This window comes from Cellulosimicrobium sp. KWT-B, from assembly GCF_002127155.1.
Taxonomy (GTDB): Bacteria; Actinomycetota; Actinomycetes; order Actinomycetales; family Cellulomonadaceae; genus Cellulosimicrobium; species Cellulosimicrobium funkei.
Map to the genome: position 1 here is coordinate 261,247 of NZ_NEDO01000004.1, position 25,233 is coordinate 286,479.

Annotated in this window: 19 protein-coding genes; 13 read left to right on the forward strand and 6 right to left on the reverse strand. The window is 75.3% G+C overall.

What is annotated here, in order from left to right; genetic code table 11:
- Positions 1-104: 104 nt before the first annotated feature.
- Entirely contained in the window at positions 105-644 is a 540-nt protein-coding gene (purE, locus tag B9L22_RS13945) for a 5-(carboxyamino)imidazole ribonucleotide mutase (protein WP_074807746.1), read from the reverse strand.
- Positions 641-1,882: a 5-(carboxyamino)imidazole ribonucleotide synthase gene (locus B9L22_RS13950; RefSeq protein WP_086151015.1), complete on the reverse strand. Its 1,242-nt coding sequence runs from the start codon at positions 1,880-1,882 to the stop codon at positions 641-643. The genes purE and B9L22_RS13950 overlap by 4 nt, the downstream gene beginning before the upstream one ends.
- A 110-nt stretch (positions 1,883-1,992) precedes the next feature.
- On the opposite strand from B9L22_RS13950, the gene B9L22_RS13955 reads away from it, so the two are divergent.
- Positions 1,993-2,544 (forward strand): GtrA family protein, encoded by a 552-nt coding sequence (locus B9L22_RS13955; protein WP_369824839.1) that lies wholly within the window; start codon positions 1,993-1,995, stop codon positions 2,542-2,544.
- Positions 2,545-2,565: 21 nt separating this feature from the next.
- On the opposite strand, the gene B9L22_RS13960 is transcribed toward B9L22_RS13955, so the two are convergent.
- Both B9L22_RS13960 and B9L22_RS13965 read right to left on the reverse strand, forming a co-directional pair.
- A complete protein-coding gene (locus B9L22_RS13960; RefSeq protein WP_086150836.1) occupies positions 2,566-3,897 on the reverse strand; it encodes an ATP-binding protein in 1,332 nt (443 codons plus the stop codon).
- Positions 3,898-3,940: 43 nt separating this feature from the next.
- The gene (locus B9L22_RS13965; RefSeq protein WP_031316534.1) at positions 3,941-4,624 is read right to left on the reverse strand and encodes a response regulator transcription factor; all 684 of its coding nucleotides are present in this window, start codon (positions 4,622-4,624) and stop codon (positions 3,941-3,943) included.
- A 104-nt stretch (positions 4,625-4,728) separates the two neighbouring features.
- On the opposite strand from B9L22_RS13965, the gene B9L22_RS13970 reads away from it, so the two are divergent.
- From B9L22_RS13970 to B9L22_RS13990, 5 genes are all read left to right on the forward strand, one after another.
- Positions 4,729-6,285, forward strand: coding sequence for a sensor histidine kinase (locus tag B9L22_RS13970; protein ID WP_086150837.1), 1,557 nt, complete (start codon positions 4,729-4,731; stop codon positions 6,283-6,285).
- A 42-nt stretch (positions 6,286-6,327) separates the two neighbouring features.
- The gene (locus tag B9L22_RS13975; RefSeq protein WP_086150838.1) at positions 6,328-7,062 is read left to right on the forward strand and encodes a response regulator transcription factor; all 735 of its coding nucleotides are present in this window, start codon (positions 6,328-6,330) and stop codon (positions 7,060-7,062) included.
- Between the two features lie 218 nt (positions 7,063-7,280).
- The gene (locus B9L22_RS13980) at positions 7,281-8,102 is read left to right on the forward strand and encodes an ABC transporter ATP-binding protein (RefSeq protein ID WP_021482458.1); all 822 of its coding nucleotides are present in this window, start codon (positions 7,281-7,283) and stop codon (positions 8,100-8,102) included.
- A 23-nt stretch (positions 8,103-8,125) separates the two neighbouring features.
- Positions 8,126-10,660, forward strand: a complete 2,535-nt coding sequence (locus B9L22_RS13985; RefSeq protein WP_233140132.1) for an ABC transporter permease — start codon at positions 8,126-8,128, stop codon at positions 10,658-10,660.
- Between the two features lie 112 nt (positions 10,661-10,772).
- On the forward strand, positions 10,773-15,326 hold the full coding sequence (locus B9L22_RS13990; RefSeq protein WP_086150840.1) for an FtsK/SpoIIIE domain-containing protein: 4,554 nt from the start codon (positions 10,773-10,775) through the stop codon (positions 15,324-15,326).
- 124 nt (positions 15,327-15,450) lie between these two features.
- Here B9L22_RS13990 and B9L22_RS13995 read toward each other — a convergent pair whose 3' ends face one another.
- The gene (locus B9L22_RS13995; protein WP_228485038.1) at positions 15,451-15,912 is read right to left on the reverse strand and encodes a hypothetical protein; all 462 of its coding nucleotides are present in this window, start codon (positions 15,910-15,912) and stop codon (positions 15,451-15,453) included.
- Between the two features lie 240 nt (positions 15,913-16,152).
- Here B9L22_RS13995 and B9L22_RS14000 point away from each other — a divergent pair, with 240 nt between their 5' ends.
- Positions 16,153-16,401 carry a WhiB family transcriptional regulator gene (locus B9L22_RS14000; protein ID WP_021481972.1) on the forward strand — a complete coding sequence of 83 codons (249 nt, stop codon included), beginning with the start codon at positions 16,153-16,155 and terminating at the stop codon, positions 16,399-16,401.
- A gap of 140 nt (positions 16,402-16,541) precedes the next feature.
- Here B9L22_RS14000 and B9L22_RS14005 read toward each other — a convergent pair whose 3' ends face one another.
- Positions 16,542-18,023 (reverse strand): sensor histidine kinase, encoded by a 1,482-nt coding sequence (locus B9L22_RS14005; RefSeq protein ID WP_085387501.1) that lies wholly within the window; start codon positions 18,021-18,023, stop codon positions 16,542-16,544.
- Between the two features lie 134 nt (positions 18,024-18,157).
- On the opposite strand from B9L22_RS14005, the gene B9L22_RS14010 reads away from it, so the two are divergent.
- The 6 genes from B9L22_RS14010 (at position 18,158) to B9L22_RS14035 (ending at position 25,213) form a co-directional block, all read left to right on the forward strand.
- Positions 18,158-18,658 (forward strand): DUF2505 domain-containing protein, encoded by a 501-nt coding sequence (locus tag B9L22_RS14010; protein WP_086150841.1) that lies wholly within the window; start codon positions 18,158-18,160, stop codon positions 18,656-18,658.
- Positions 18,659-18,950: 292 nt separating this feature from the next.
- Entirely contained in the window at positions 18,951-20,285 is a 1,335-nt protein-coding gene (locus B9L22_RS14015; RefSeq protein ID WP_086150842.1) for an ABC transporter substrate-binding protein, read from the forward strand.
- 116 nt (positions 20,286-20,401) lie between these two features.
- Complete coding sequence (locus B9L22_RS14020; RefSeq protein ID WP_086150843.1) at positions 20,402-21,526, forward strand: carbohydrate ABC transporter permease; 1,125 nt, start codon at positions 20,402-20,404, stop codon at positions 21,524-21,526.
- Positions 21,523-22,443, forward strand: coding sequence for a carbohydrate ABC transporter permease (locus B9L22_RS14025; RefSeq protein WP_034651858.1), 921 nt, complete (start codon positions 21,523-21,525; stop codon positions 22,441-22,443). The genes B9L22_RS14020 and B9L22_RS14025 overlap by 4 nt, the downstream gene beginning before the upstream one ends.
- 135 nt (positions 22,444-22,578) lie before the next feature.
- Positions 22,579-24,129 (forward strand): glycoside hydrolase family 1 protein, encoded by a 1,551-nt coding sequence (locus B9L22_RS14030; protein ID WP_086150844.1) that lies wholly within the window; start codon positions 22,579-22,581, stop codon positions 24,127-24,129.
- A 67-nt stretch (positions 24,130-24,196) separates the two neighbouring features.
- Positions 24,197-25,213, forward strand: coding sequence for a LacI family DNA-binding transcriptional regulator (locus B9L22_RS14035; RefSeq protein WP_086150845.1), 1,017 nt, complete (start codon positions 24,197-24,199; stop codon positions 25,211-25,213).
- Positions 25,214-25,233: the final 20 nt, after the last annotated feature.

The following is a 25,233-nucleotide window of genomic DNA, read 5'->3' on the forward strand; positions in this document are numbered from 1 at the left end:
CGGACCGACCCGTTCCGGCCGTCTCAGGCCTCGCCCCCGCGTCGCGGGAGGCTCCCGCAGGCTAACCCGGCACCCGCCCGGCGCAGAAACCCGTGGCGTGTCGGTCAGGCTCCGAAGCCGGTGCGCTGCCCGCCGGCGCGCGACGCACGCAGCCGGGCGCCCTTCGCGCGCGCCTGGTCTCCCAGGTCCGCCTGGAAGGCGACCATGCGCTCGCGCAGCCGCGCGGCGTCGTCGTCGGTGCCCGCGGCGAGGATGCGCGCGGCGAGCAGGCCCGCGTTGCGCGCGCCGCCGACGGAGACCGTCGCGACGGGGACGCCCGCGGGCATCTGCACGATCGACAGCAGCGAGTCCATGCCGTCGAGGTGGCGCAGCGGCACGGGGACGCCGATGACGGGCAGGGGCGTGACGGCGGCGAGCATGCCCGGCAGGTGGGCCGCTCCCCCGGCGCCCGCGACGATCACGCGCAGGCCGCGCTCCGCGGCGGTGCGGCCGTAGTCGATCATCTCGACGGGCATCCGGTGGGCGGAGACGACGTCGACCTCGACGGGCACGTCGAACTCGGCCAGCGCGTCGGCGGCGGCCTCCATGACGGGCCAGTCGGAGTCCGACCCCATGACGATGCCGACGACAGGGTTCTGGCTCATGCGCGCTCCTCGTTCGGGTCGGTCGCGGGGTGCTCGCCCCGCAGGATCGCGGCGGCGGCCAGGGCCCGACGCCGGACCTCGTCCAGGTCGTCGCCGCTCACGTTGACGTGGCCGAGCTTGCGCCCGGGGCGCACACCCTTGCCGTAGAGGTTGACCCGGGCGTCGGGGAACGCGGCGAGGACGTCGGGCAGCGCGTCGGTGAGCTCGTCGAGGGTCGAGCCGAGGACGTTCGCCATCACGGTCCAGCGCGCGGTCGACGCGGTGGCGCCGAGCGGAAGATCGAGCACGGCGCGCAGGTGCTGCTCGAACTGGCTCGTCACCGCGCCGTCGATCGTCCAGTGGCCGGAGTTGTGGGGGCGCATCGCGAGCTCGTTCACCAGCACGCGCGGGCCCTCCTCCCCCGCGACCTCGAACATCTCGACCGCGAGCACCCCCGTGACGCCGAGCCCCTCGGCGATCCGCACGGCGGCGTCGCGTGCGCGCTCCGCCTCGGCGTCGGTGAGGTCGGGCGCGGGCGCGATCACCTCGGCGCACACGCCGTCGCGCTGGATCGACTCCACGACGGGCCAGGTGCGCACCTCGCCCCGCCCGTCCGCGCCGCCGCCCGGGCGCCGGGCGACGAGCACGGCGAGCTCGCGCGTGAACGGGACCTTCTCCTCGACGAGGAGCTCGGGACCGTCCGTCGCGGCCGACTCGATCCACTCCGCCACCTGCTCGGGGCCGCCCTCCGCGGCCGAGACCACGCGGACGCCCTTGCCGTCGTACCCGCCGCGCGCCGTCTTCACCACGGCCTCGCCCCCGACCTCGGCGAGGAAGTCGGTGAGCGCGGCCCGGGCCGCGGTCGGGTCCGTGGGGAGCGCGGCCCAGCGCGGGCACGGCACGCCGAGCTCGGTGAGCCGGCGGCGCATGACGATCTTGTCCTGGGCGTGGACGAGCGCGTCCGGGCCCGGACGCACGGGCGTGCCGTGCTCGAGGAGGTCGGTGAGCAGCGCGTTCGGGACGTGCTCGTGCTCGAACGTCAGGACGTCCGCCGGGGCGGCGTCCGCGGGGGCGATGAGGGAGCGGACCGCGGCCTCGTCGGACGCGACGCCGACGGGCGCGTCCACGACGACCTGGGCGGCGGACGAGTCCGCGGCTTCCACGAGCACGCGCAGGTGCACGCCGAGCTCTCCGGCCGCGGGGGCCATCATGCGTGCGAGCTGTCCTCCGCCGACCACGGCGATCACTGGGGCTGCCACGTGCACCCACCCTAGTGCCTGGCCGCGGGGCGGCCCTCCCCCGACCGCCCGTCGGACGGACGGCGGACGGCACCCGGGCGGGGCCCAGGACCGGCCGGTAGCCTCGAGGGGTGGTGAGCGACCTGGACCGGCGAGCGGAGACGTCCGCGACGTCCGGGTCGCGCCGCGAGCGCGTGCTGGCGCGGGTCCGCGAGCTCGCGAAGTTCGGGTCGGTCGGCGCGCTCGCGTACGTCGTCGACCTGGGCCTGTTCAACCTGCTCAGCTTCGGCCCGGGCGAGCTGCTCGGGCACAAGCCGCTCACCGCGAAGATCGTCTCCGTCGCCGTCGCGACGCTCGTGGCGTGGGTCGGCAACCGGTACTGGACGTTCTCGGACCGGCGCACGCAGTCGCGCGGGCGCGAGCTCGCCGCGTTCGTCGTCGTCAACGTGGGCGGCATGCTCATCGCCGTGGGGTGCCTCGCGATCTCGACGTACGCGCTCGGGCTGACGTCGCCGCTCGCCAAGAACGTCTCGGCGAACGTCGTGGGGCTCGCCCTGGGCACGGCGTTCCGCTACGTGGCGTACCGCCACCTCGTGTTCACGGGAGACCGCCCCGACGTCGAGCCCCCCACGGGACCCACGGACGACGCCCCTCGCCCCACCACGGACGTGCGGACCGACTGAGCCGCACGCGTCCCGGACGTGTCAGCCGCGTCGGCGCCGCCGCCGGCCGCCGGCGGCGACCGCCGTCCCGGTCGGCAGCACGACGCGCGGGTCGAGGCGTCGCGGCACCCCTGCGAGGAAGAGCGCGAAGACCGCGGGCCGACGCTGCGCGAGCTCCAGGCGACCGCCGTCGGACGCCGCGAGGTCCCGGGCGAGCGCGAGGCCGAGGCCGGTCCCCGCGCCCGAGGTGACCTCGCGCTCGAAGATGCGCGGCGCGAGGTCGTCGGGGACGCCCGCGCCCTCGTCGGACACCTCGGTGACGATGGCGCCGCTCGTGCCGGACGGGCGGGCGCGGACCGTCGTCGTGCCGCCGCCGTGCTTGAGGGAGTTCTCGATGAGCGTGGCCAGCACCTGCGCGAGCGCGCCGGGCGTCGCGAGCACCTGGTACTCGGGGGGCACGTCGACGACGAGGCGGCGCCCCGCCTTCGCGAACGTCGGCACCCACTCCTCCTCCTGCTGGTGCACGACGTCGAGCAGGCTCACCGCCTCCGTCGTCCCGCCCTGCGCGCGCCGGGACGACGCGAGGAGGTCGTCGACGACCCCGACCAGCCGCTCGACCTGCTCGAGGGAGATCCGCGCCTCCTCCTGGACGGCCGGGTCGTCCGATGCGAGGGAGATCTCCTCGAGCCGCATGCTCAGGGCCGTGAGGGGCGTGCGGAGCTGGTGCGACGCGTCGGCCGCGAACTGGCGCTCCGCGGCGAGCCGGCCCGCGAGCCGGTCGGAGCTGCGCGCGAGCTCGGCGGCGACGAGGTCGATCTCCTCGACGCCCGAGGGTTCGAGCCGTGGGCGCACCTGCCCCGAGCCGAGCTGCTCCGCCGACGCCGCGAGGTACACGAGCGGCGCGGCGATGCGGTTCGCCTGCCACACCGCCATCCCGATGCCCGCGGCGAACGCGACGATCGCCGCGGCCACGACGAGCAGCACGACCTGCGCGGCCTGGAGATAGGCGTCCCAGTAGGAGACGGTGAGGGTCACGAGCGCGCCCGAGTCGGAGTGCAGGGGCTGCTCGATCTCGCGGCCGGTGACCTCGTCGCCCGCCGTGAGCACCGTGCCGTCGGGCAGCGCGACGTAGACGTGCGCCGGCGGGTCGCTCGCGCGGGGCTGGACCGCGTCCTCGATGACGTAGTCGGGGATCTCGTCGCCCGCCGCGAGGCGCGCGTCGATGGACCGGGAGAGGCGCTCCACGCGCGAGGAGACGTCGTCGACCTCGCCCTGGAGCACGAACCGGGCCCCGTAGAAGGCGAGGGGGAACCCGAGGAGGATCACGGCGACGGCCACGGCCGCCACCGTCGCCTGCAGCATCCGACGCCGCACGCTGCTCCTCGCTCCCCGTGTCCCTCGTCCCGTCAGGGGACGGTCAGCTCTCGCCGGTCTCGAAGCGGAATCCGAGGCCCCGGACGGTCGAGATGTAGCGCGGCGCGTTGGCGTCGTCGCCGAGCTTGCGGCGCAGCCACGACACGTGCATGTCGAGCGTCTTCGTCGAGCCGACGGGCTCCGAGCCCCACACGTCGCGCATCAGGGCGTCGCGGACGACGACCGAGCCCGCGCTCGCGACGAGCACGCGCAGCAGCTCGAACTCCTTGGTGGTCAGGTGGAGCTCGCGCTCGCCCTGGAACGCCCGGTGCGCGGAGACGTCGATGCGGACGTCCTGCGCCGCGAGCTCCTCCTCGTCGACCTGCTCGCCGTGCGAGCGGCGCAGGAGCGCCCGGACCCGGGCGAGGAGCTCCGCGAGGCGGAACGGCTTGGTGACGTAGTCGTCGGCGCCCGCGTCGAGCCCCACGACGAGGTCGACCTCGTCGGCGCGCGCGGTGAGCACGAGCACGGGCGTGGTCAGGCCCTTGTGACGGATCTCGCGTGCGACGTCGAGGCCGTCCATGTCCGGAAGGCCCAGATCGAGCACCACGATGTCCGCACCGCTGGCCGAGTCGATCGCCCCTTGACCAGTTCCTTGGACGACGACGTTGTAACCCTCACGTGTCAGTGCGCGCGCCAAAGGTTCGGCAATCGCCGGGTCGTCCTCCGCTAGCAGTACGTGGGTCATTCGCTCATGCTAGGGCATCAGTACGACTTCGGTCCCATCGTGCCCGGTGAACTCTGCGACCCTGGTCGGACGCCGCGCGACCACCCGCTGCCTACGCTGGACGCATGGGTTGGTACGAGCGCCTCGGGCAGTGGTCCGACGAGCACCGCTTCGGTGTGGACCTCACCGTCACGCTCGTCCTCGCGGTGGTGTTCGTGCCCGCGTCGGCGGCGTTCTCCGCGTCGGGCGCGAGCGGCGTCGGCACGAGCGGCGGCTGGGCCGCGTTCTGGGCCGTGCTGCTCCTCGCGCCGCTCCCCTGGCGACGCTCGCACCCGCTCGCGTCGGCGGTCACGGTGTACTCGGTCGCGCTCGTGCACCTGCTCGCGGGCTACCTCCTCATCTTCCCCGCCGACTTCGCCGTGCTCGTCGCGCTCTACTCGGTCACGGTCTACGGGCCGCGCTGGGCGCACCGCACCGCGATCGTCGCCTCGCTCGTCGGCGCGGTGGTCCTGGGCGTCGCGCTCGGGCTGCTGTCGGGCCGGCTCACCGACCTCGCGCTCATGGTGTTCCTCACGTCCGCGTTCGGCGGGATGACGTTCCTCGCCGTCTGGGCGTTCGGCCTCGTGCGGCGGTCCCGGCGCGAGACGATCGCCGCGCTCGTCGACCGCGCCGAGCGCCTCGAGGTCGAGCGCGACCAGCAGGCCCAGATCGCGACCGCCGCCGAGCGGGCGCGCATCGCCCGCGAGATGCACGACATCGTGGCCCACTCGCTGTCCGTCATCATCGCTCAGGCCGACGGCGGCCGGTACGCCGCCGCCAACGACCCCGACGCCGCGGCCCGCGCGCTCGCGACCGTCTCGGAGACGGGCCGCACCGCCCTGGCCGACATGCGGCGTCTGCTCGGCGTGCTGCGGTCGGAGCCGCCCCGCCCACCCGCGCCGGGGGCCGCCGTCGGGCCCGCGGGCACCCTGGCGCTGCCCGCGGGGCGCGGGGGCGTCCCCGGCCCGGGCTCGCCGTCCGGACCCGGCGCGGCCACGCAGCAGCTTCCGGGGAACCCCGCGCCGGCCGCGCTCGAGCGCGCGCCGCAGCCCGACGCCGCCGACCTCGAGAGCCTCGTCGCCCAGGTGCGCGACAGCGGGATGCGCGTGTCGTTCGTGCGCGTGGGCGAGGCGCGCACCCTGCCGCCCGGGGCCGGGCTCACGGTCTACCGCGTCTGCCAGGAGGCGCTCACGAACGTCCTCAAGCACGCGGGACCGGACCCGGAGGTCACGGTCGTCGTGCGGTGGGGCGCCACGACCCTCGACCTCGAGGTCGAGGACGACGGCCGGGGCGCCTCCAGCGCGGCGGAGGCCCGGCAGGACGCCCGCTCCGGCGGGTACGGCGTGCTCGGCATGCGCGAGCGGGCCGCGCTCTTCGGCGGGTCCGTCCAGGTGGGGCCGCGCGCGGGCGGCGGGTTCCGCGTGCACCTGCGCCTGCCCGTGCCGCCGGTCCCCGGTCGCGCGCCCGCGCCGCCCGGCCCCGTGCCGTCGGGACCTGCGCCGTCGGGACCTGTGCCGCCGGGCCCCGTGCCGTCGGGGCCCGCGCTGCCGGGCAGGTCGGGACCGTCGGGCAGGATGGGACCGGGCAGGACGGCCACGGGACCGGCGCCGGGCCTGTTCGCCCCGCCCCCGCCGCCCACCTGACCCGCGCGCGAGCCCTCCGACCGGACCGACCGACAGGACACCATGACCGACGCTCTCCCCGTGCCCGGCGACGCGTACGCCACCGAGCCGCACGCCCCCGTGCGCATCGCGCTCGTCGACGACCAGCAGCTCGTGCGCGCGGGCTTCCGCATGGTGATCGACTCCCAGCCCGACCTCACGGTCGCCGTCGAGGCGGGCGACGGGCTCCAGGCGCTGCGCCTGCTCGCGGACCACCCGGTCGACGTCGTGCTCATGGACGTGCGCATGCCGCACCTCGACGGGCTCCAGACGACGGCCCGCCTCACCGCGGCGGCGGCCGCCGGCGCGCACGCCCCCAAGGTCATCGTCCTCACGACGTTCGACCTCGACGAGTACGTGCTCGAGGCCATCCGCTCGGGCGCGAGCGGCTTCCTGCTCAAGGACGCGCCGCCCGAGGAGATGCTGGCCGCGATCCGCACGGTGCACCGCGGCGACGCGGTCATCGCGCCGTCGTCCACGCGGCGCCTGCTCGAGCACCTCGTGACGGCGCTGCCCGCCGAGCAGGTCCAGGACTCGCCCGCGCACGCGGCCGTCGAGGGCCTCACCGAGCGCGAGCGCGAGGTGCTCGTGCTCATGGCGCGCGGCCGCTCCAACACCGAGATCGCGAGCGACCTGTTCGTCGCCGAGGCGACGGTCAAGACGCACGTCGGGCGCATCCTCGCCAAGCTCAGCGCGCGCGACCGCGTGCAGGCCGTCGTGACGGCCTACGAGACGGGGCTCGTGCGCCCCGGCGCCTGACCCGCTCCGCCCGCGCCCCACCGGTCCCCGACCGGTGGGGCGTCGTCGTGTCCACCCTGGGCGGGGCACTCCTACGACCAGAGGATGACCCGGCCCGCGGCCATGACCCGACCGTCGCCGGACGCGGCGGGCCGGGCCTGCTCCGTAGCGTCGTCCACGATCCCGACGCACGCCCGTGACCACCGGTCCGCGTGCGGCACGACGAACCAGGAGACGACGTGGACACGACCGTGTACCGACCCACCGACCCGGCCCCCGCCGGCCCGCCCGCGGTGCGGGCCCGCACGCTGCGCAAGACCTACGGCACGGGCGAGGCGGCGGTGCACGCGCTCGACGGCGTCGACGTGGACTTCGAGCGCGGGCACTTCACGGCCATCATGGGGCCGTCGGGCTCGGGCAAGTCGACGCTCATGCACCTGCTCGCGGGCCTCGACACCGCGACGAGCGGGCACGCCTTCATCGGGGACACCGAGGTCACGGGCCTCAACGACAACGCGCTCACGCAGCTGCGCCGCGACCGCGTGGGCTTCGTGTTCCAGTCGTTCAACCTCCTGCCGATGTTCACGGCGGAGCAGAACATCACGCTCCCCGTGGAGCTCGCGGGCGGCAAGGTCGACCGTGCGTGGTTCGAGACGCTCGTGCGCACGCTCGGCCTCGAGGCGCGCCTGAGCCACCGCCCGAGCGAGCTGTCCGGCGGGCAGCAGCAGCGCGTCGCCATCGCGCGCGCCCTCATCGCCGGCCCGGAGGTCGTGTTCGCCGACGAGCCGACGGGCAACCTCGACTCGCGCTCGGGCGCGGAGGTGCTGAGCTTCCTGCGCCGCTCGGTGCGCGAGCTCGGCCGCACCATCATCATGGTCACGCACGACCCGACGGCCGCGGCCTACGCGGACCGCGTCGTGCTCATCGCCGACGGGCGCATCGCGGGCGACATCACCGACCCGACGCCCGAGTCGGTGCTCGCAGGGCTCGACGCGCTCCGCACGCTCGACGCCGGCACCGACGGCCCCGCCCCGACGGCGTCGCAGGCGGTGCGCGCCTGATGTTCCGGCTCACCCTGGCGCAGATGCGCCGCAGCATCGGCCGCCTCGTCGCGGCCGGCGTCGCGATCGTCATCGGGACGGCCTTCGTCACGGCGACGCTCATCGCGGGCAACGTCATCACCCAGACCACGAACGACTCGATCGCCGCGCAGTACGCGGACGCCGACCTCGTCGTGTCCGCCCCGGACGACCTCACGGCGCCCGACGTCGAGGCCCTGCGCACCGTGCCCGGCGTCGAGGCCGTCGACGCCACGTCGTTCACCTACCTCGACCTCTCGCACGGTGCGAAGCGCGTGTTCCAGCTCGGCGTCCCGGCGCCGTCCGACCCGCGCTTCGAGGCGCTCGAGGTCGTCGAGGGCTCGATGCCCACCGCGTCCGGCCAGGTCTCGCTGCCCACCGCCGTGGCCGAGCGCCTCGGCGTCGGGATCGGCGACACCGTCACGAGCTCGCGCAACGTGTGGGACGAGACCGCGCCCGACGGCGGCGACTACACGGAGGTCCGCGACGAGCTGACCGTCGTCGGGACGACCGACGACCCGTACGGCGCGTACGCCCAGATGGGCGGCGCCGTCGTCGTCCCGGCCGAGGACGTCGCCGCCTGGGAGGCCGCGCAGGCCACGCCCGACGACCCGGCCCGCACCTACTCGTCGGCGATGGTGGCCCTCGCGCCCGGTACGGAGCTCGAGACGGCGCGCGCCGAGCTCGTGGCCGCCTCGCCGGACGGAGCGAAGGCCGTCACGCCAGACGAGCACGCGCAGGAGCAGGCGCGGAAGATGACCGGCGACCAGGACGTCTTCACCTACGTCATCCTCTCGTTCGCCGCCGTCGCGCTGCTCGTCGCCGCGCTCGTCATCGCGAACACGTTCCAGGTCCTCGTCGCGCAGCGCACGCGCACCCTCGCGCTCCTGCGGGCGGTCGGCGCGAACAAGGCGCAGCTCGCCCGGTCCGTGCTCACCGAGGCGACGATCCTCGGCGTCGTGTCCTCGCTCGCCGGCATCGTCCTGGGCGGCCTGCTCACGCAGATCGCGCTGCTCGTGGCGCGCGGTGCCGACCTGGGCGTCCCGGTCCCCGCGACCATCACGGTCACGCCCGTGGTGGTGCTGGTGCCGCTCGTGGTCGGCACGCTCGTGACGGTCGTCGCGTCGCTCGCGCCCGCCCGCGCCGCGACCCGCGTCGCCCCGCTGGAGGCGCTGCGCCCGGCCGACGCGCCGAGCATCCTGCGCGGGGGCGGCCGCGCGCGGCTCGTCGTCGCGTCCCTGCTCACGCTGGGCGGCGTCGCCGTCCTCGCGGGCGGGATCTGGCTCGGGCTCACCGACAAGCCCGAGATCGGGCTCCTCGCCGGGGTCGCCGGCGGCGCGCTGTCGTTCGTGGGCGTCCTCGTCGGAGCGGTCTACTGGCTGCCCGCCGTCGTGTCGTTCGTCGGCCGGCTGCTCGCGGGCACCGGGTCGACGGCGCGCCTCGCCACCGCGAACACGCTGCGCAACCCGCGCCGCACCACCGCGACGAGCACCGCGCTGCTCATCGGCGTCACGCTCGTCGCGATGATGTCGACCGGCGCCGCGAGCGCCCGCACCTCGCTCGACGCGGCGCTCGACGACCAATACCCCGTCGACGTCATGGTCGCGACGGACGCGTACGGGTCGACCGGTGAGCCCGTGCCGTCCGACGTCGTGCGCGCCGTCTCCGGCACCGAGGGCGTGTCGCGCGTCGTCGAGCTGTACGCCGCGACGGTGACCATGCCGGACGGCACCGAGACGTCGTTCCACGGGGTCGACCCCGACGCCGCGCGCTCCGTGGTGCGGACGCCGGACGACCTCGCGGCCTTCGGTCCGGGGACGGTCCTCCTCTCGGAGGGCGAGGCGGAGAACTACGGCCTCGCGGACGGCGAGACCGCCGAGCTCACGGGTCCGACGGGCGAGACGCTCGACGTGGTCGTCCGCACCGGGGGCATCGGCTCCGGCGGGCTGCTCACCGTCGACGACGCGCGCGCCGTCGACCCGACGAGCCTCATGTCCCGGCTGTGGGTCGGCCTCGACGACACCGGCGCCGCCGCACAGGTGGTCCCCGCGATCCAGGACGCCGTCGTGGAGTCGGACACGCCCGTGGAGGTCGCCGGGATCGCCGTCGAGCGCGCGGCGATGCAGAGCGTCATCGACACGATCCTCGGGGTCATCGTCGGGCTGCTCGCGGTCGCGGTCGTCATCGCGCTCATCGGCGTGGCGAACACGCTCTCGCTCTCGGTCATCGAGCGGCGGCGCGAGTCCGCGACGCTCCGGGCGATCGGCCTCAGCCGCTCCCAGCTGCGCTGGATGCTCGCGATCGAGGGCATGCTCATCGCGGGCGTCGGGGCGGTCCTCGGGATCGTGCTGGGCGTCCTCTACGGGTGGGCCGGAGCGGCGACGGCACTGAGCGTCATGGGTGACGTGTCGCTCGCCGTGCCGTGGCGCGACATCGCGCTCGTGCTCGTGGTCGCGCTCGTCGCGGGGCTCGTCGCCTCCGTCGTCCCCGGCCGCACCGCGGCCCGGACGTCGCCCGTCGCGGCGCTCGCCGTGGACTGAGCGACACGCCCCACCGGCCGTCGGCCGACGCGCGCCCCTGTGGACGGAACCCCGTCCACAGGGGCGCGGTCGTGCCCGGCTCGCGCGGACCGCCGTCGGGCACGATCGCCGGGTGCTCTCCCCCGCCCCGCCCCTCGCTCCCGGCGCACCGCCGGGCGGCACGCCCGCGCCCGGGACCGACGGCGGGGCGTGGGTGCGCGTGACGGTCCACCCGGGCACGGACGTCCTGCTCGCCGCGGGCACGCGCCTGGGCGACGCGCGACCCGCTCTCGCCGACCTCGGGTGCCGCCCCGAGCTGCGCACGGCACCGCTCGCCGTGGACGGCGTCCCCGTCGACGACGACCAGCGCTGCGGCACGCGTCCGCTGCTCCCCGGGGCGACGGTCACGGTCGTGCGGGCGGGGTCGGACCCGCGCGGTCGCGACGACGGGCCGGTGCCCGAGGACGTGCTCGCGGCGCCCCGGCACGTCGCGGTCCTGGGCGGCCCGGACGCCGGGCGGCTCGTCGCCGTCGGGCACGGCGACCGGGGACGCACCCGCGTCGACCGGCTCGACGTCCGCTGGCGCACCACGCGGCGCGGGCCCCGGGTGCGCGTGCGCGTGCCGCGCGGCACGCGCCGGGTGCCCGACGACGCGGCCCTCCTCCGTGCGCGCCCGGCCCGGGCCGGTCGGCGGGTGGGCTCGTGGCGCGCGCTGCGCTGGCGCGACGGTCGCGCCCTGGTGACGCCCGACCGCGCGTACGCCCTGCGCGCGCGGCCCGCGCTCGTGCACGGCCCGCGGTCCGGACCGGCCGTGGGTCCGGAACGTCCCGTCGAGGCCGGCCGCCTCGGGACGGCGCAGCTCGCGACCGCGCTCGTGCCGGCCGTCGCGTCGATCGGGCTCGCGGTGGCGCTGCGCCAGCCGCTCCTCGCGCTGCTCGCGCTCGTGGGGCCGCTCGCGGTCCTCGGTCCCGCGCTCGCCGAGGCGCGCCGTCGCCGCGTCGCGCAGCGCGCCGCGCCGCCCGGGGCCGCGGCGGACGTCGGGGCCGTCCCCGGCACCGAGCCGGTGGACCCGCTGCACCCCCGGCCCGCCGACGTCCTGCTCTGGGCGACGGTCGCCCGGCTCGCCCCGGTCGCCGACCTGGCGGGGGCGGGGGCGGCGGGCGCTCTCTCGGCGCACGCCGGGTCGTCAGGGGCGGCGCCGGGAACGACCGTCGGCACGACGTCGGGCGGGTCCGTGGGCGCGGCGGGTGGCGGGACGGCGGTCGCGGCGTCGGGTGGGACGAGCCCGTCGCGGGTCCGGCTGCCGGACGGGTGCGTGGCCGTCGTCGGGCCCCGGGACGTCGCGCTCGCCGCGGCCCGGGCCCTGCTCGTGGAGGTACTCGCGTCAGGGGCGCCACTGACGGTGCGGCCCGCGGCGCAGGACGCGCCCGCGTGGTCGTGGTGCCGCTGGCTGCCGCACGCCCGCGCCGTCCGGACGCTCGACGCCGTGGCCACCGCCGACCCGCCCGGCCTCGTCGTCGTCGACGGCCCGGTGCCTGCGGGCGAGCTCGCCCGGGCGTGGGAGCGGTGCGCACCTGCGGGCACGGACGTGCTGCTGGTGCTCGGGGACCGGGCGCAGGTCCCGGCGTGGTGCCGGACGCTCGTCGACGTCTCGGGAGCCGTCGCCGTCGTCACGGGTCCCGACGGAGCCCGGGCGCCGCGCGAGCACGTCGGCGTGAGCGCCGGGTGGGCGCTCGGCCTCGCGCGGCGGCTCGCCGCGGCCGAGCACCTCGGCCGCCTGGGCGCCGGGGACGGGGACCGTGCGGGCGAGCCCGACCCGGGCGACCCCACGGTGCGGTCGCTGCCGTCGGCGGTCGCGCTCGGTCCCCTGCTGGGCGCTCCGCGAGCGCCGGACCGGCTCGCGACGTGGGTCGCCGAGCGCTGGCAGGACGCGGCCCGCCGGGACGGGCACGGCCTGCGGACCGTGCTCGGCGTCGGGCCCGGGGGCGCACCGGTCGCCGTCGACCTCGTCCGCGACGGGCCGCACGTGCTCGTCGCCGGCACGACGGGCGCCGGGAAGTCCGAGCTCCTGCAGACCCTCGTCGCCGGGCTCGCGCTCGGACGCTCGCCCGACGAGCTGTCGTTCGCGCTCGTCGACTTCAAGGGCGGCGCGAGCTTCGGGGCGTGCGGCCGGCTGCCGCACGTCGTGGGCCAGGTGACCGACCTTGACCCGGGGCTCGCGGGACGGGCGCTGGCCGGGCTCCGGGCCGAGCTGCACCGGCGCGAGCGGATCCTCGCCGCGGCGGACGTCGCGAGCATCGACGCCCTCCCCCGGGGACGGCTCGCGCGGCTCGTGGTCGTGGTGGACGAGTTCCGGGCGCTCGCCGACGACCTGCCCGACCTCGTGCCCGGGCTGCTGCGCGTCGCCGCGCAGGGCCGGTCGCTCGGCGTGCACCTGGTCCTCGCGACGCAGCGGCCCGCGGGCGCCGTCAGCGCCGACGTGCGGGCGAACGTCACGCTACGGATCGCGCTCCGGGTCGTGGACGTCGCCGACTCGCGCGACGTCGTCGACTCGCCGCACGCGGCCCGCGTCCCGGCATCGACGCCCGGGCGCCTGGTCCTGCGCCGCGGCGCCGAGCCACCGGTGGCCGTGCAGGGCGCACGAGCCGGCGGGCCGCTCGCCCTGCCGGAGGCGCGCGTGCGGCTCGCGGACCCGTGGGGCGCTGGGCACGGCCCGGGCGGGCCCGCGCCGGGCTCGGCGGACGACCACCTGCCGCTCCTCGTCGCGGCGGCACGCGAGGTCGCGGCGCGCTCGGGAATGCGCCCGCATCCCGCGCCGTGGCTCCCCGCCCTCCCCACCCGCGTCGGACCCGACGAGCTCGCCAGGGTCGACGGGATCGACGGGATCGCCAGGGTCGACGGCGAGGCGGTGCGCTCCGACGACCGCGCGCTGCCCGTCGCACTCGGTGACCTGCCGGCCCTGCAGCGCCGCACGGTGGTCCGCTGGGATCCCCGCGACGGTCATCTCGCGGTCCAGGGCCGGTCCCGGTCGGGCCGCACCACGACCTTGCGCACCGTCGGGCTGGCCGCGCTCGACCGCGGCTGGGCGGTCCACGTGATCGGGTCAGGGCTCGCAGACCTCGCGGCGCACCCCGGCACCGGCACGGTCGCGGACCGGAGCGACCCGCGCCGTGTCGCCCGCCTCCTCCGGCTCCTGGCGGGTCACGACGACGGTCAGTCCCGACCCGCGGGGCTCGACCGCACGACCGGACGCACCCTCCTCCTCGTGGACGACGTCGAGGCCGTGCGCGGCGTGCTCGTCGGCGTCGCGGGCGGGGCCGGCGCCGACGCCCTCGCGGACGTGCTCGCCGACTCCCCCACGGCGGTCGCCGTGAGCGCGAGCGGGCCGACGGTCGGCGGCCTGGCGTCGCTCGTCGGTGTCCGAGCGGTGCTGGCCTCGCGCGACCGCCACGACGACGTGTCGCTGGGCGTGCCAGCAGCGCTCGCCGGGCAGGGCGGACCGCCCGGCCGGGCGGTGTGGCTCGGGCCGGGCGACCCGCTCGTGTGCCAGGTCGTGCTGCCAGCGACCGTCGCGCGAGGACGATCAGGGCGCCCGGCGCCAACCCGCCGGGGCGCCTTCCTGCTGCACCCGCTGCCCGACGACGTCGACTCCGCCGATCTCGACGTGGTCGGCCTCGCGCCGGGCGGGATCGACGCGGACACCGCCGTCGTCGTGACGGACCCCGGCCGCCCGGTCACCGCGGCCGACGGTGACGACCCGGACGTCGTACCCGGCCCGGGACCCACCTGCGGCCCGGTCGGTCGAGGCGCCGCGGACGTCGCGGTCGGCCGTGCCGTCGCAGACATCGCGGACGTCGCGGTCAGCCGTGCCGCCGCTGACGTGACGGAGAGCCGGGCCGTCGCCGTCGGCCGGGGCGGCGACGACGGCCGGACGCTGTGGATGGACGTCGGGCGGGGCGCGCTCGTCGTCGGGCCGCCCGGGAGCGGCCGCACGAGCACGCTCGCGCTGCTCGCACGGCACGCGGCCGCCACCGGTTCGCTCCGCGCGGTCGTGAGCCGCGACGACGTGCTGGCGAGCGCGGTGATGCCTGCCCCCGGGCGCACCGCGCGCACCACCGACCGGGCCAGGAGCGGGAACGGGAACGGCACGAAAGATGGGAGGGCGAGCAGCAACAGCCATGGCAACCGGGACGGGAGCGGGACGACCGACTGGAGAACGAACGGCATCAGCAACGGGAACCAGAGCGGGAACGGGAACGGGGCGATCGTCGTGCGGCGGTACGCGCCGACGGACGTCGCGCGACTCCTCGACACGCTGGAGGCGGGTCGGGGCGCTGCGACGTTCCCGAGCAGGGCGGCGGCGCCGGGGGTCGTGGTGGTCGACGACCTGGACGTGCTGACCCAGCTCTGCGTGCTGGAGGCCGACCGGCTCGCGGCGCTGTGCCGCGACGGGCTCGTGCTGGTCGCGTCGGCGACGACGGGCGCCGCGGCCTCGGCGTTGCGCGGTCCGCTCGCGGACCTGCGCGGGGCGCGCAGCGGGATCGTCCTCGCGCCGCGGGAACGCGGGAGCGCCGAGGTGTTCGGGCACGGGCTGGAGTGGCTCACCGAACCCGGCCGACCCCGACCGGGCCGAGGGGTGCTGGTCCAGGGCGCGCGGCTGGCGCCGCTCCAGGTCGCCCGCCCGTGACGGACGAGAGCCGCGCCCGGCGCAGCGTCGGCCACGGCGGGGGCAGGGCCGGCCCTTCGGGGCCGTCAGGCGAACAGGCCGGGCCGCAGGCGTGCGCGCAGGAAATCGAGCAGCGCGCCGGGAGTCAGGCGGCCGGGCGGACGTCGCGCGTGGTCGCCTCGACGACGGGACGCAGCATGAGGAGGACGAGCACCACGACGGCGAGCACGAGCGCGACGACGACCCACGGGGTCACGCCCACCTGGAGCGAGCTGACCGCGACGACCCCCTGGAGGATCTGCCAGGTCGCGACGGGCGACCGCGCCCAGCGCTGCCCGCGCAGCAGCCCGCGCACGCTCGCGGCGAGCACGGCCCCCACGCCGAGCGCGAAGACGACGAGGAAGACGCTCACCCCGAACGACTGCGAACCACCGCGGAGGAGCTCGACGAGGATCAGCACGGCGCCCACCGCGAGCGCGGCGATCTCGATGCCGACCCCGGCGACGAGCGCCGTCAGCGCGGGCGGCCGCGACCCCCCGTCGGACGACGGTCCCGGGGGCGTCGGGCGGGGCTCGGGCGGGGTTCCGGAGGGCTCGCGGGAGGGCACGATCACCCAGCGTACGCGCCGACCTGCGGCTTCACACCCGTGTGACGAAGGCCTCACGATTCATGCGACGGAAACTTTCTCGTAACCCCTTGTGCTGTGCTTCACGAGGTGTGAACCTGGTTCAAGCATCAATCACCCCCCGCCTCGAGCCCTTGGCCCGGGCAGCCCCCTGCCGGGTCGCCCAGCGACGAGTCATCACCTCGCGACCAGGCTCCCCTCTGCCCGAAGGAGACGACGAACATGGACTGGCGCCACCGCGCAGCCTGCCTCGACGAAGACCCCGAGCTGTTCTTCCCCATCGGGAACACCGGCCCTGCGCTCCTCCAGATCGAGGAGGCGAAGGCCGTCTGCCGCCGCTGCGACGTCGTCGACACGTGCCTCAAGTGGGCCATCGAGTCCGGCCAGGACGCCGGCGTCTGGGGCGGCCTCTCCGAGGACGAGCGCCGCGCCCTCAAGCGCCGCACCGCGCGCGCACGCCGCGCCGGCTGACACGCCGCTCCGCCTCCGGGCGTCGAGCAGCACGACGGGCCGTCACCCTCCGGGGTGGTGGCCCGTCGTCGTGCGGTGCCTCCGCTCCGCGACCCGTGCCGTGCGCGCCTCCGCGCGGCGGCCGCCGTCGTGCCGGCCGGTCAGCCCTGGCGGTTGCCGTCGCGCAGCACGAGCGCGAGCACGACCTGGGTGCCCCCGCCGGGCCGCGGCGACCACTCGATGGTGCCGCCGAGCTCGTTCGTCACGAGGGTCTGCACGATCTGCGAGCCCAGGCCGCTCTTGGCGGCCTTGCCCGCGCGGGCGACGTCGCCGTCGGGCATGCCGACGCCGTCGTCCGACACGACGATCCGCAGGGCCGAGCCGTCGCGCTCGACCGCGACCTCGACCGTGCCGGTCTCCTGCTTCGCGAGGCCGTGCTCGACGGCGTTCGTGACGAGCTCGGTGAGGATGAGCGCGAGGGGGGTCGCGTCCTCCGCGGGCACGAGCCCGAAGCTCCCCGTGCGGACGGTGCGCACGCTCGTGTCGGCGGAGGCGACGTCGGCCGCGAGGCGCAGCGCGCGACCGACCATGTCGTCGAACTCCACCTCCTCGTCGAGCGTCTGCGACAGGCTCTCGTGCACGAGCGCGATCGTCGCGACGCGGCGCATCGCCTCCTCCAGCGCGGCGCGCGCCTCGGGCACGTCCATGCGCCGGGCCTGCAGCCGCAGGAGCGCCGCGACGGTCTGGAGGTTGTTCTTCACGCGGTGGTGGATCTCGCGGATCGTCGCGTCCTTGGTGATGAGCTCGCGCTCCCGGCGGCGCAGCTCCGAGACGTCGCGGCACAGCAGGACGGCGCCGATGCGCTGGCCGGACTCGGTGAGCGGGAGCGCGCGCAGCGACAGCGCGACGCGCTGCGCCTCGATCTCGGTGCGCCAGGGCGCGCGGCCCATGACGACGAGCGGGAGCGACTCGTCCACGGGGGTCTGGTGCTCGATGAGGTCGGCCGTCACCTCGGCGAGCGACCGCCCGACGAGCGGCCCGATGACCCCCAGACGGTGGAAGCAGCTCAGCGCGTTGGGGCTCGCGTAGAGGACCTCGCCCTCGGAGTTCAGCCGGATGAGGCCGTCGCCGACGCGCGGCGCGCCGCGACGCGGCCCGGTGGCGGCGTTCGGGAAGGGGAACTCCCCGCGCGAGATCATCGCGATGAGGTCGTCCGCGGCCTCGACGTAGTTGAGCTCGAGGCGGCTGGGCGTGCGCCCGCTCCCGAGGTTGGTCTGCCGCGCGACGACGGCGATCGCCTTCCCGGAGTGCAGCACCGGGATGGCCTCCTCGCGCACGGCGTACGCGCCGAACCAGCGCGGCTCGCGCGAGCGCTGCGACCGCACCTCGGTGAGCGCGCGCTCGAGCTGCGGGCGCTGGCCCTCCGGGGCGAACGACCCGACGATGTCGTCGTAGTGCACGGTCGCGCCCGTCGACGGCCGGCACTGGGAGACGGCGACGAAGTTGCCGTCGCTCGTGGGCAGCCACAGCACGAGGTCGGCGAACGCGAGGTCGGAGATCACCTGCCAGTCGCCCACGAGCAGGTGCAACCACTCGTTGTCCGCCGGGCTGAGGTCGGCGTGGCGGGAGATGAGGTCACTCATGGCAGACACGGACCCCAGCGTAGAGGGGCGCGACCGGTAGAGTCCCCTCAGCGCCCGCGTGCGCGGTCGCCCGAACCGTCAGCCGTCCCGTCGGCCGGCCCGTCACGGGCCGGCGCAGGGCCCGAGGAGGTCCCGTGCACCTGAGCGTCGAGCTCCGCTACCCCGCCCCCGTCCACGCCGTCGGGGCGATGCTCGCGGACGAGGAGTTCGTCCGCTGGCGCGCCGCCCGCTCGGGCGGCGAGGGCGCCCACGTCGAGCAGGTCGACGTCACCGGCGGGCCGGACGAGGGGTTCACCGTCACGGTGCGGCGGACGCTGCCCACGGACCAGATCCCCGCGCACGTCCGCTCGTTCGTCGGGGGTCGTCTCGAGATCCGGCAGGCGGAGGCCTGGGAGCCGGAACGCGACGGCGAGCGGTCGGGCACGGTGTCGCTCGAGATCACGGGCGCACCGGTGCGCCTCACGGGCACCGTGACGCTCTCCCCGGAGGGGGACGGCACGGTCGAGCGCTACGACGGCGAGGTCAAGGCCAACGTGCCGCTCTTCGGCGGGGCGATCGAGCAGGCCGCGGCCGACGCCGTGCGGACGGCGCTCGCCGCCGAGGAGTCCGCCGGTCTCGCGTGGCTGTCGCGCTGACCACCGACCGAGCGGCGCCGGGCCGGACCTGATCGGCGACCCGGCGACGCCCGCCCGGCGACCGGTCTCGAACCGGTAACGATTTCCACAGAACCCGACCAACTGGTAGGTCGTCGCAACGCCCTGACCTGCGGCGATACCCGGGTGGGAGCGCGACCACACCCGCGCGGACCCGACCCAGGCTTGACACGGGTTCGGGCGGGAACGCACGATCAGGCCGTTGTGTGGAAGCGCTACCACATTGGAGGTGGGAGCGCTGCCACGACCCCGCCCCACCGACAAGGGAGTCACCGTGCTGAGCAGCACCCGTACGACCCGCCGGCCCCGCAAGGCGATCGCCGCCGTCGCAGGCCTCGCGGCCATCACCCTCACCCTGACCGCGTGCTCGAGCGGCTCCGGCTCGGACGACGACGCGACGGGCTCCGGCGACGGAGACAAGATCACGCTCACCGTCGCGACGTTCAACGACTTCGGCTACACGGACGAGCTCCTCGCCGCGTACACCGCGGAGCACCCGAACGTCACCGTCAAGCAGACGAAGGCCGCCAAGTCCGAGGACGCGCGGACCAACCTCACCACGAAGCTCGCCGCCGGCGGCGAGGGCCTCGCGGACATCGAGGCCATCGAGGTCGACTGGCTCCCGGAGCTCATGCAGTACCCCGACCTCTTCACCGACCTCACCGACTCGTCGCTCGACGGCCGCTGGGTGGACTGGAAGGTCCAGCAGGCGACGACGACCGACGGCAAGCTCATCGGCTACGGCACCGACATCGGCCCGAGCGCGATCTGCTACCGCCAGGACCTCTTCGAGGCCGCGGGCCTCCCGAGCGACCCGGCCGGCGTGGCGGAGCTCCTCGGTGGCGAGGACGCCACGTGGGACGACTACTTCGCCGCGGGCAAGACCTTCGTCGCCGCGAGCGACTCGGCCTGGTACGACTCCGCGATGTCCATCTCGCAGGCGATGGTCAACCAGATCGACAACGCCTACGAGGAGTCCGACGGCACGCCCAAGGACCTCGCGTCCAACCAGCCGATCATCGACATCTACGACACGGTGCTCGAGCAGTCGACGACGAACGAGCTCTCCGCCGGCCTCGAGCAGTGGTCGGGCGACTGGGACGCCGCGTTCCAGAACGACGGCTTCGCGACGATGATCTGCCCCGCGTGGATGACCGGCCCGGTCGAGGAGCGCTCGGGCGGCGTCACCGGCTGGAACGTCGCGGACGTCTTCCCCGGCGGCGGCCTCAACTGGGGCGGCTCGTTCCTCACGGTGCCGGCCTCCGGCCCGAACGCCGAGGCGGCCAAGGAGCTCGCCGCGTGGCTGACCGACCCGGCGCAGCAGACGACGGCCTTCGAGAACGCGGGCACGTTCCCGTCGCAGCTCGAGGCGCAGGAGTCCGACGCCGTGCAGTCCTTCACGAACGACTTCTTCAACGACGCCCCGGTCGGCACGATCTTCGTCAACCGTGCGCTCGCGATCGACAGCGCGCCGTTCAAGGGCGCGAACTACTTCTCGATCCACACGACCGTCCAGGACGGCATCAAGCGCGTGGACGTCGAGAAGACGGACGACGCCGCCTCCTCGTGGCAGAAGACGCTCCAGTCCTTCCAGGACCTGGGCCTGTGACCTGACGGGGCCGGGGGCGGCACGATCTGCCGCCCCCGGCCCCGCGCGCGTCCGCCCGCGGACGACGCCCCGCACCCGCAGCCACCCAGCGCCACCGAGCAGCCCAGGAATCCCACATGGCCGTCCTCACGCCCACCCAGCCCTCGCCGGGGCTCAGCGGGCCGCCGCCGCGCACGCCGCGCCGCGTCGGCTTCTCCCAGCGCCTCAGCCGCTGGGACGTCAAGGTCTCGCCCTACCTCTACATCTCGCCCTTCTTCATCCTGTTCGCGATCACGGGACTCTTCCCGCTCGTGTACACCGCCGTGGTGTCGGTCTACGACTGGAACCTGCTCGGCGGCCAGGGCGACTTCGTCGGTCTCCAGAACTACACGGACGTCCTCGCGCAGCCGACGTTCTGGAAGTCCCTGCGCAACACCGTCTCGATCTTCGTGCTCTCGTCCGTGCCGCAGGTCATCGCCGCGATCGCGATCGCGGCCCTGCTCGACCAGAACCTGCGCGCCGCGACGTTCTGGCGCATGGGCGTCCTGCTGCCGTACGTCGTCGCGCCCGTCGCGGTCTCGATGATCTTCGGCCGCCTGTTCGCCGACCAGTACGGGCTCATCAACGAGCTGCTCGGCCTCGTCGGCGTCGACCCGATCCGCTGGCACGCCGACGCCCTCGCGAGCCACGTCGCCATCGCGTCGATGGTGAACTTCCGCTGGACCGGCTACAACGCGCTGATCTTCCTCGCCGCGATGCAGGCCGTGCCGCGCGAGCTCTACGAGGCCGCGATCATCGACGGCGCCGGTCGCGTGCGCCAGTTCTTCTCCGTGACCGTCCCCCAGATCCGCGCCACGATCATCTTCGTCGTCATCACGTCGACGATCGGCGGCCTGCAGATCTTCGACGAGCCGCGCATGTTCGACGCGCAGGGTCTCGGCGGCGCCGACCGGCAGTGGATGACGACGGTGCTCTACCTCTACGACGTCGCGTGGGGCAACCAGAAGAACTTCGGCCGTGCGGCCGCCGTCGCGTGGCTGCTGTTCCTGCTCATCATCCTCGTGGGCATCGTCAACTTCCTCGTCACCCGGCGGATCGCCACGTCGAACGCGCAGCCGCGCCCGCCACGCTGGGTGCGTCGCCGCCACGAGGCGCGCAAGCGCCTGCGCGCCGAGGACGCCATGTCCGCGCAGCGTTCCGCCGCGGGGACCGAGGCGTCCGTCCCGACCGCCGCCAGCCCGACCGACCGGAGGAAGCGATGAGCTCCGTCCCCGTCATCGCCCAGACCGCCGGCCCGGGCGCGGCCCGCGCCGCGTCCCGCCGCCGGAGCGCCGGGAAGAACGTCGGCGGCACGCAGCGCCGCCCGCGCTGGGTCACGTACACCATCCTCGGGATCGTCCTGCTGATCTCGGTGTTCCCGCTGTACTTCACGCTGATCCTCGGCTCCTCGACGCCCGAGGAGATCTCGCGCAGCGCGCTGCCCCAGCTCCTGCCCGACGCGAGCCTGTTCGACCGGTTCGCCGACGTCATGAGCTCGGACGCGATCAACTTCTGGAAGGCCGCCTGGAACTCGGTGGTCGTCGCGGTGCTCACGTCCCTCTCGGTCGTGCTGTTCTCGACGCTCGCCGGCTTCTCGTTCGCGAAGCTCCGGTTCCGCGGCCGCGGCCCGCTGCTCGTGTTCGTCATCGCGACGATGGCGGTGCCGACGCAGCTCGGCGTCATCCCGATGTACATCCTCATGTCGGACCTCGGGTGGATCGGCAAGCTCCAGGCCGTCATCGTGCCCGCGCTCGTCACGGCGTTCGGCGTCTTCTGGATGACGCAGTACCTCGGCGAGGCGCTCCCGTACGAGCTCATCGAGGCGGCCCGGGTCGACGGCGCGTCCATGATCCGCACGTTCTGGTCCATCGCGCTGCCGGCGGCCCGCCCGGCCGCCGCGATGCTGGGCCTGTTCACGTTCGTGCAGCAGTGGACGAACTTCTTCTGGCCGTCCATCGTGCTCAACCAGAACAACCCGACGCTGCCGCTCGTGGTGCGGTCCCTGCAGTCGAACTTCTTCGTCGACTACTCGCTCGTCATGGCCGGGATCTTCCTCGTCACGCTGCCGCTCATCGTCATCTTCATCTTCACCGGCCGCCAGCTCGTGGCGGGCATCATGCAGGGCGCCGTCAAGGGCTGACGCCCGGCGCCCCGCGCCGCACGACCCGCCCACCACCCGGTGGGCGCGGTCCGTGCTGCGCGCCGACCGTCGCGCGGGCGGGCCCGACCGGCCCGCCCGCGTGCCATCCCGCGACTTCTCGAAGGACAATCGACCATGACCAGCTTCGTCCCGTCCGCGCCCCTCCCCCCGAACCCGGCGACCGCGACCGGACGCGTCGAGATGCCCCCGGGCTTCCTCTGGGGCGCCGCGACGGCCGCGTTCCAGATCGAGGGCGCGGGGCACACCGACGGACGCACGGACTCCGTGTGGGACGCGTTCGCCCGCGTGCCGGGCGCCGTCGTGAACGGTGACGACGGCATGGTCGCGTGCGACCACTACCACCGGTACCGCGAGGACGTCGCGCTCCTGCGCGACCTCGACCTCGGGACGTACCGGTTCTCGACGTCGTGGGCCCGCGTGCGCCCCGACGGCGGCGCGGTGAACCCCGCCGGGCTCGCGTTCTACGACCGCCTCGTCGACGAGCTGCTCGCCGCGGACGTCCTGCCGTGGCTCACGCTGTACCACTGGGACCTCCCACAGGCGCTCGAGGACAAGGGCGGCTGGACGTCGCGCGACACGGCGTACCTCTTCGCCGAGTACGCGGTGACGATGCACGAGGCGCTGGGCGACCGCGTCGGCGTGTGGACGACGCTCAACGAGCCGTGGTGCTCCGCGTTCCTCGGCTACACCGCGGGCGTGCACGCGCCCGGCCGGCAGTCGCGCGAGGACGGCCTCGCGGCCGCGCACCACCTGCTGCTCGGGCACGGCCTCGCGGTCCAGGCGCTGCGCGAGCGCGCGCCGGAGGCGAACCTCGGGCTCACGCTGAACTTCACGGTGTCCGACCCGGTCGACCCGCAGGACCCGGCCGACGTCGACGCCGCGCGCCGGATCGACGGCCAGTTCAACCGGATCTTCCTCGACCCCGTCTTCCACGGCGAGTACCCGGCCGACGTCCTCGAGGACGTCGCGCCCTACGGTCTGCTCGACCACGTCAAGGACGGGGACCTCGAGATCATCTCGACCCCGATCGACACGCTCGGGGTCAACTACTACAACGGCGGGGCCGTCTCGGCCCGCCCGCAGACGACGGCGCCCGGCGCCGGGAGCGACGGCGGCGGCGGCACCCGCCCCGAGGGCGTCCGTGACGAGGAGGCCGACGCCGCGCCGGTGCGCCCGACGTCGTCCCCCTACCCCGCCGCGGACGGCGTGCACGCCCACTCCCGCGGCCTGCCGCGCACGGACATGGGCTGGGAGGTCCAGCCCGAGGGGCTGACGCGCCTCCTCACGCGCCTGCAGCGCGACTTCACCGGCCCGCGCGGCGTCGCGATGTACATCACCGAGAACGGTGCCGCCTACCCGGACCAGGTGGGCCCGGACGGCGCGGTCGACGACCAGGACCGGCTCGAGTTCCTCGACGCGCACCTGCGCGCGACGCGCGACGCGATCGACGCGGGGGCGGACGTGCGCGGCTACTTCGCGTGGTCCCTCATGGACAACTTCGAGTGGGCGCTCGGCTACACGAAGCGCTTCGGCATCGTCCGCGTCGACTACGAGACGCAGGAGCGCACCGTCAAGGCGAGCGGCGCCTGGTACGCCCAGGTCGCGCGCGACAACGCGATCCCGGCGCGCGAGACGCCGGTCGCGGACGCCGCCCCGGCCGAGTGACGGCGACGGTGAGGACACGGTGAGCGGGGCGGTGCGGACCGGGGAGCGCGCGCGCCATACTGTCCCGATGAACAGCCTGCGCTCCGCGCCGACCCTGGACGAGGTGGCCCAGACGGCGGGTGTCTCGCGCTCGACGGCGTCGCGCGCCATCAACGGCGGCCTGCGGGTGTCGCCCGAGGCGCAGGCGGCGGTCGACGCCGCCGTCGCGCAGCTCGGCTACACGCCCAACCGCGCCGCCCGCTCGCTCGTGACGCGCCGCACGGACTCGATCGCCCTCGTGGTCCCGGAGCCGGACGAGCGCATCCTCACCGACCCGTTCCTCGCGGGCACGATGCGCGGCGTGAGCGCCGCGCTCGGCGGCACGGACCTGCAGCTCGTGCTGCTGTTCGCGCGCCCCGACGAGCAGCCGGGCCGCATCGTGCGGTACCTCAGCAGCGGCCACGTCGACGGTGCGATCGTCGCGTCGCACCACCGCGACGACGAGCTCGAGGAGGCGCTCCTCGCGGCGCGCCTGCCCGCCGTGTTCGTGGGGCGGCCGTTCCGCCCGACGCCGGACCTCCTGTACGTCGACGTGGACAACGTCGAGGGCGGCCGGCTCGCGGCGCGGCGTCTCGTCGAGGCAGGTCGGCGCCGCATCGCGACGATCGCCGGCCCGCAGGACATGACGGCGGGCGTGGACCGGCTCACGGGCTTCCGCGAGGTGCTGCGCGACGCCGGGCTGCCGGACGACGCGGTCGAGATCGGCGACTTCGCCGTCGCGGGCGGCGCGGCGGCCATGGAGCGCCTCCTCGCGGCGCACCCCGACGTCGACGGCCTGTTCGTCGCGTCCGACCTCATGGCCGAGGGCGCGCTGCGCGTGCTCGCGGCCCACGGCCGCGACGTGCCGCGCGACGTGTCCGTCGTCGGCTTCGACAACCTCGCCACCGCCGCCACGACGTCGCCCCCGCTCACCACGGTCCAGAACCCGATGGTCGAGATGGTGCGCGGCGCGACCGACCTCCTGCTCGACCTCGTGGGCGGCCGCGGCGACGAGATCGCGTCGCAGGTCCTCGCGCCGGAGCTCGTCGAGCGCGACTCCGTCTGACCCGGCGCCGTCCGCGGCGC

Excerpts from the sequence above, each read along its gene's own strand:
- B9L22_RS14035 (WP_086150845.1), top strand. The coding sequence starts at position 24,197 with ATGAACAGCCTGCGCTCCGCGCCGACCCTGGACGAGGTGGCCCAGACG.
- B9L22_RS13965 (WP_031316534.1), bottom strand. The coding sequence starts at position 4,624 with ATGACCCACGTACTGCTAGCGGAGGACGACCCGGCGATTGCCGAACCT.
- B9L22_RS14005 (WP_085387501.1), bottom strand. The coding sequence starts at position 18,023 with ATGAGTGACCTCATCTCCCGCCACGCCGACCTCAGCCCGGCGGACAAC.
- B9L22_RS14020 (WP_086150843.1), top strand. The coding sequence starts at position 20,402 with ATGGCCGTCCTCACGCCCACCCAGCCCTCGCCGGGGCTCAGCGGGCCG.
- B9L22_RS13985 (WP_233140132.1), top strand. The coding sequence starts at position 8,126 with ATGCGCCGCAGCATCGGCCGCCTCGTCGCGGCCGGCGTCGCGATCGTC.
- B9L22_RS14025 (WP_034651858.1), top strand. The coding sequence starts at position 21,523 with ATGAGCTCCGTCCCCGTCATCGCCCAGACCGCCGGCCCGGGCGCGGCC.
- B9L22_RS13970 (WP_086150837.1), top strand. The coding sequence starts at position 4,729 with ATGGGTTGGTACGAGCGCCTCGGGCAGTGGTCCGACGAGCACCGCTTC.
- B9L22_RS14030 (WP_086150844.1), top strand. The coding sequence starts at position 22,579 with ATGACCAGCTTCGTCCCGTCCGCGCCCCTCCCCCCGAACCCGGCGACC.
- purE (WP_074807746.1), bottom strand. The coding sequence starts at position 644 with ATGAGCCAGAACCCTGTCGTCGGCATCGTCATGGGGTCGGACTCCGAC.
- B9L22_RS13975 (WP_086150838.1), top strand. The coding sequence starts at position 6,328 with ATGACCGACGCTCTCCCCGTGCCCGGCGACGCGTACGCCACCGAGCCG.
- B9L22_RS14000 (WP_021481972.1), top strand. The coding sequence starts at position 16,153 with ATGGACTGGCGCCACCGCGCAGCCTGCCTCGACGAAGACCCCGAGCTG.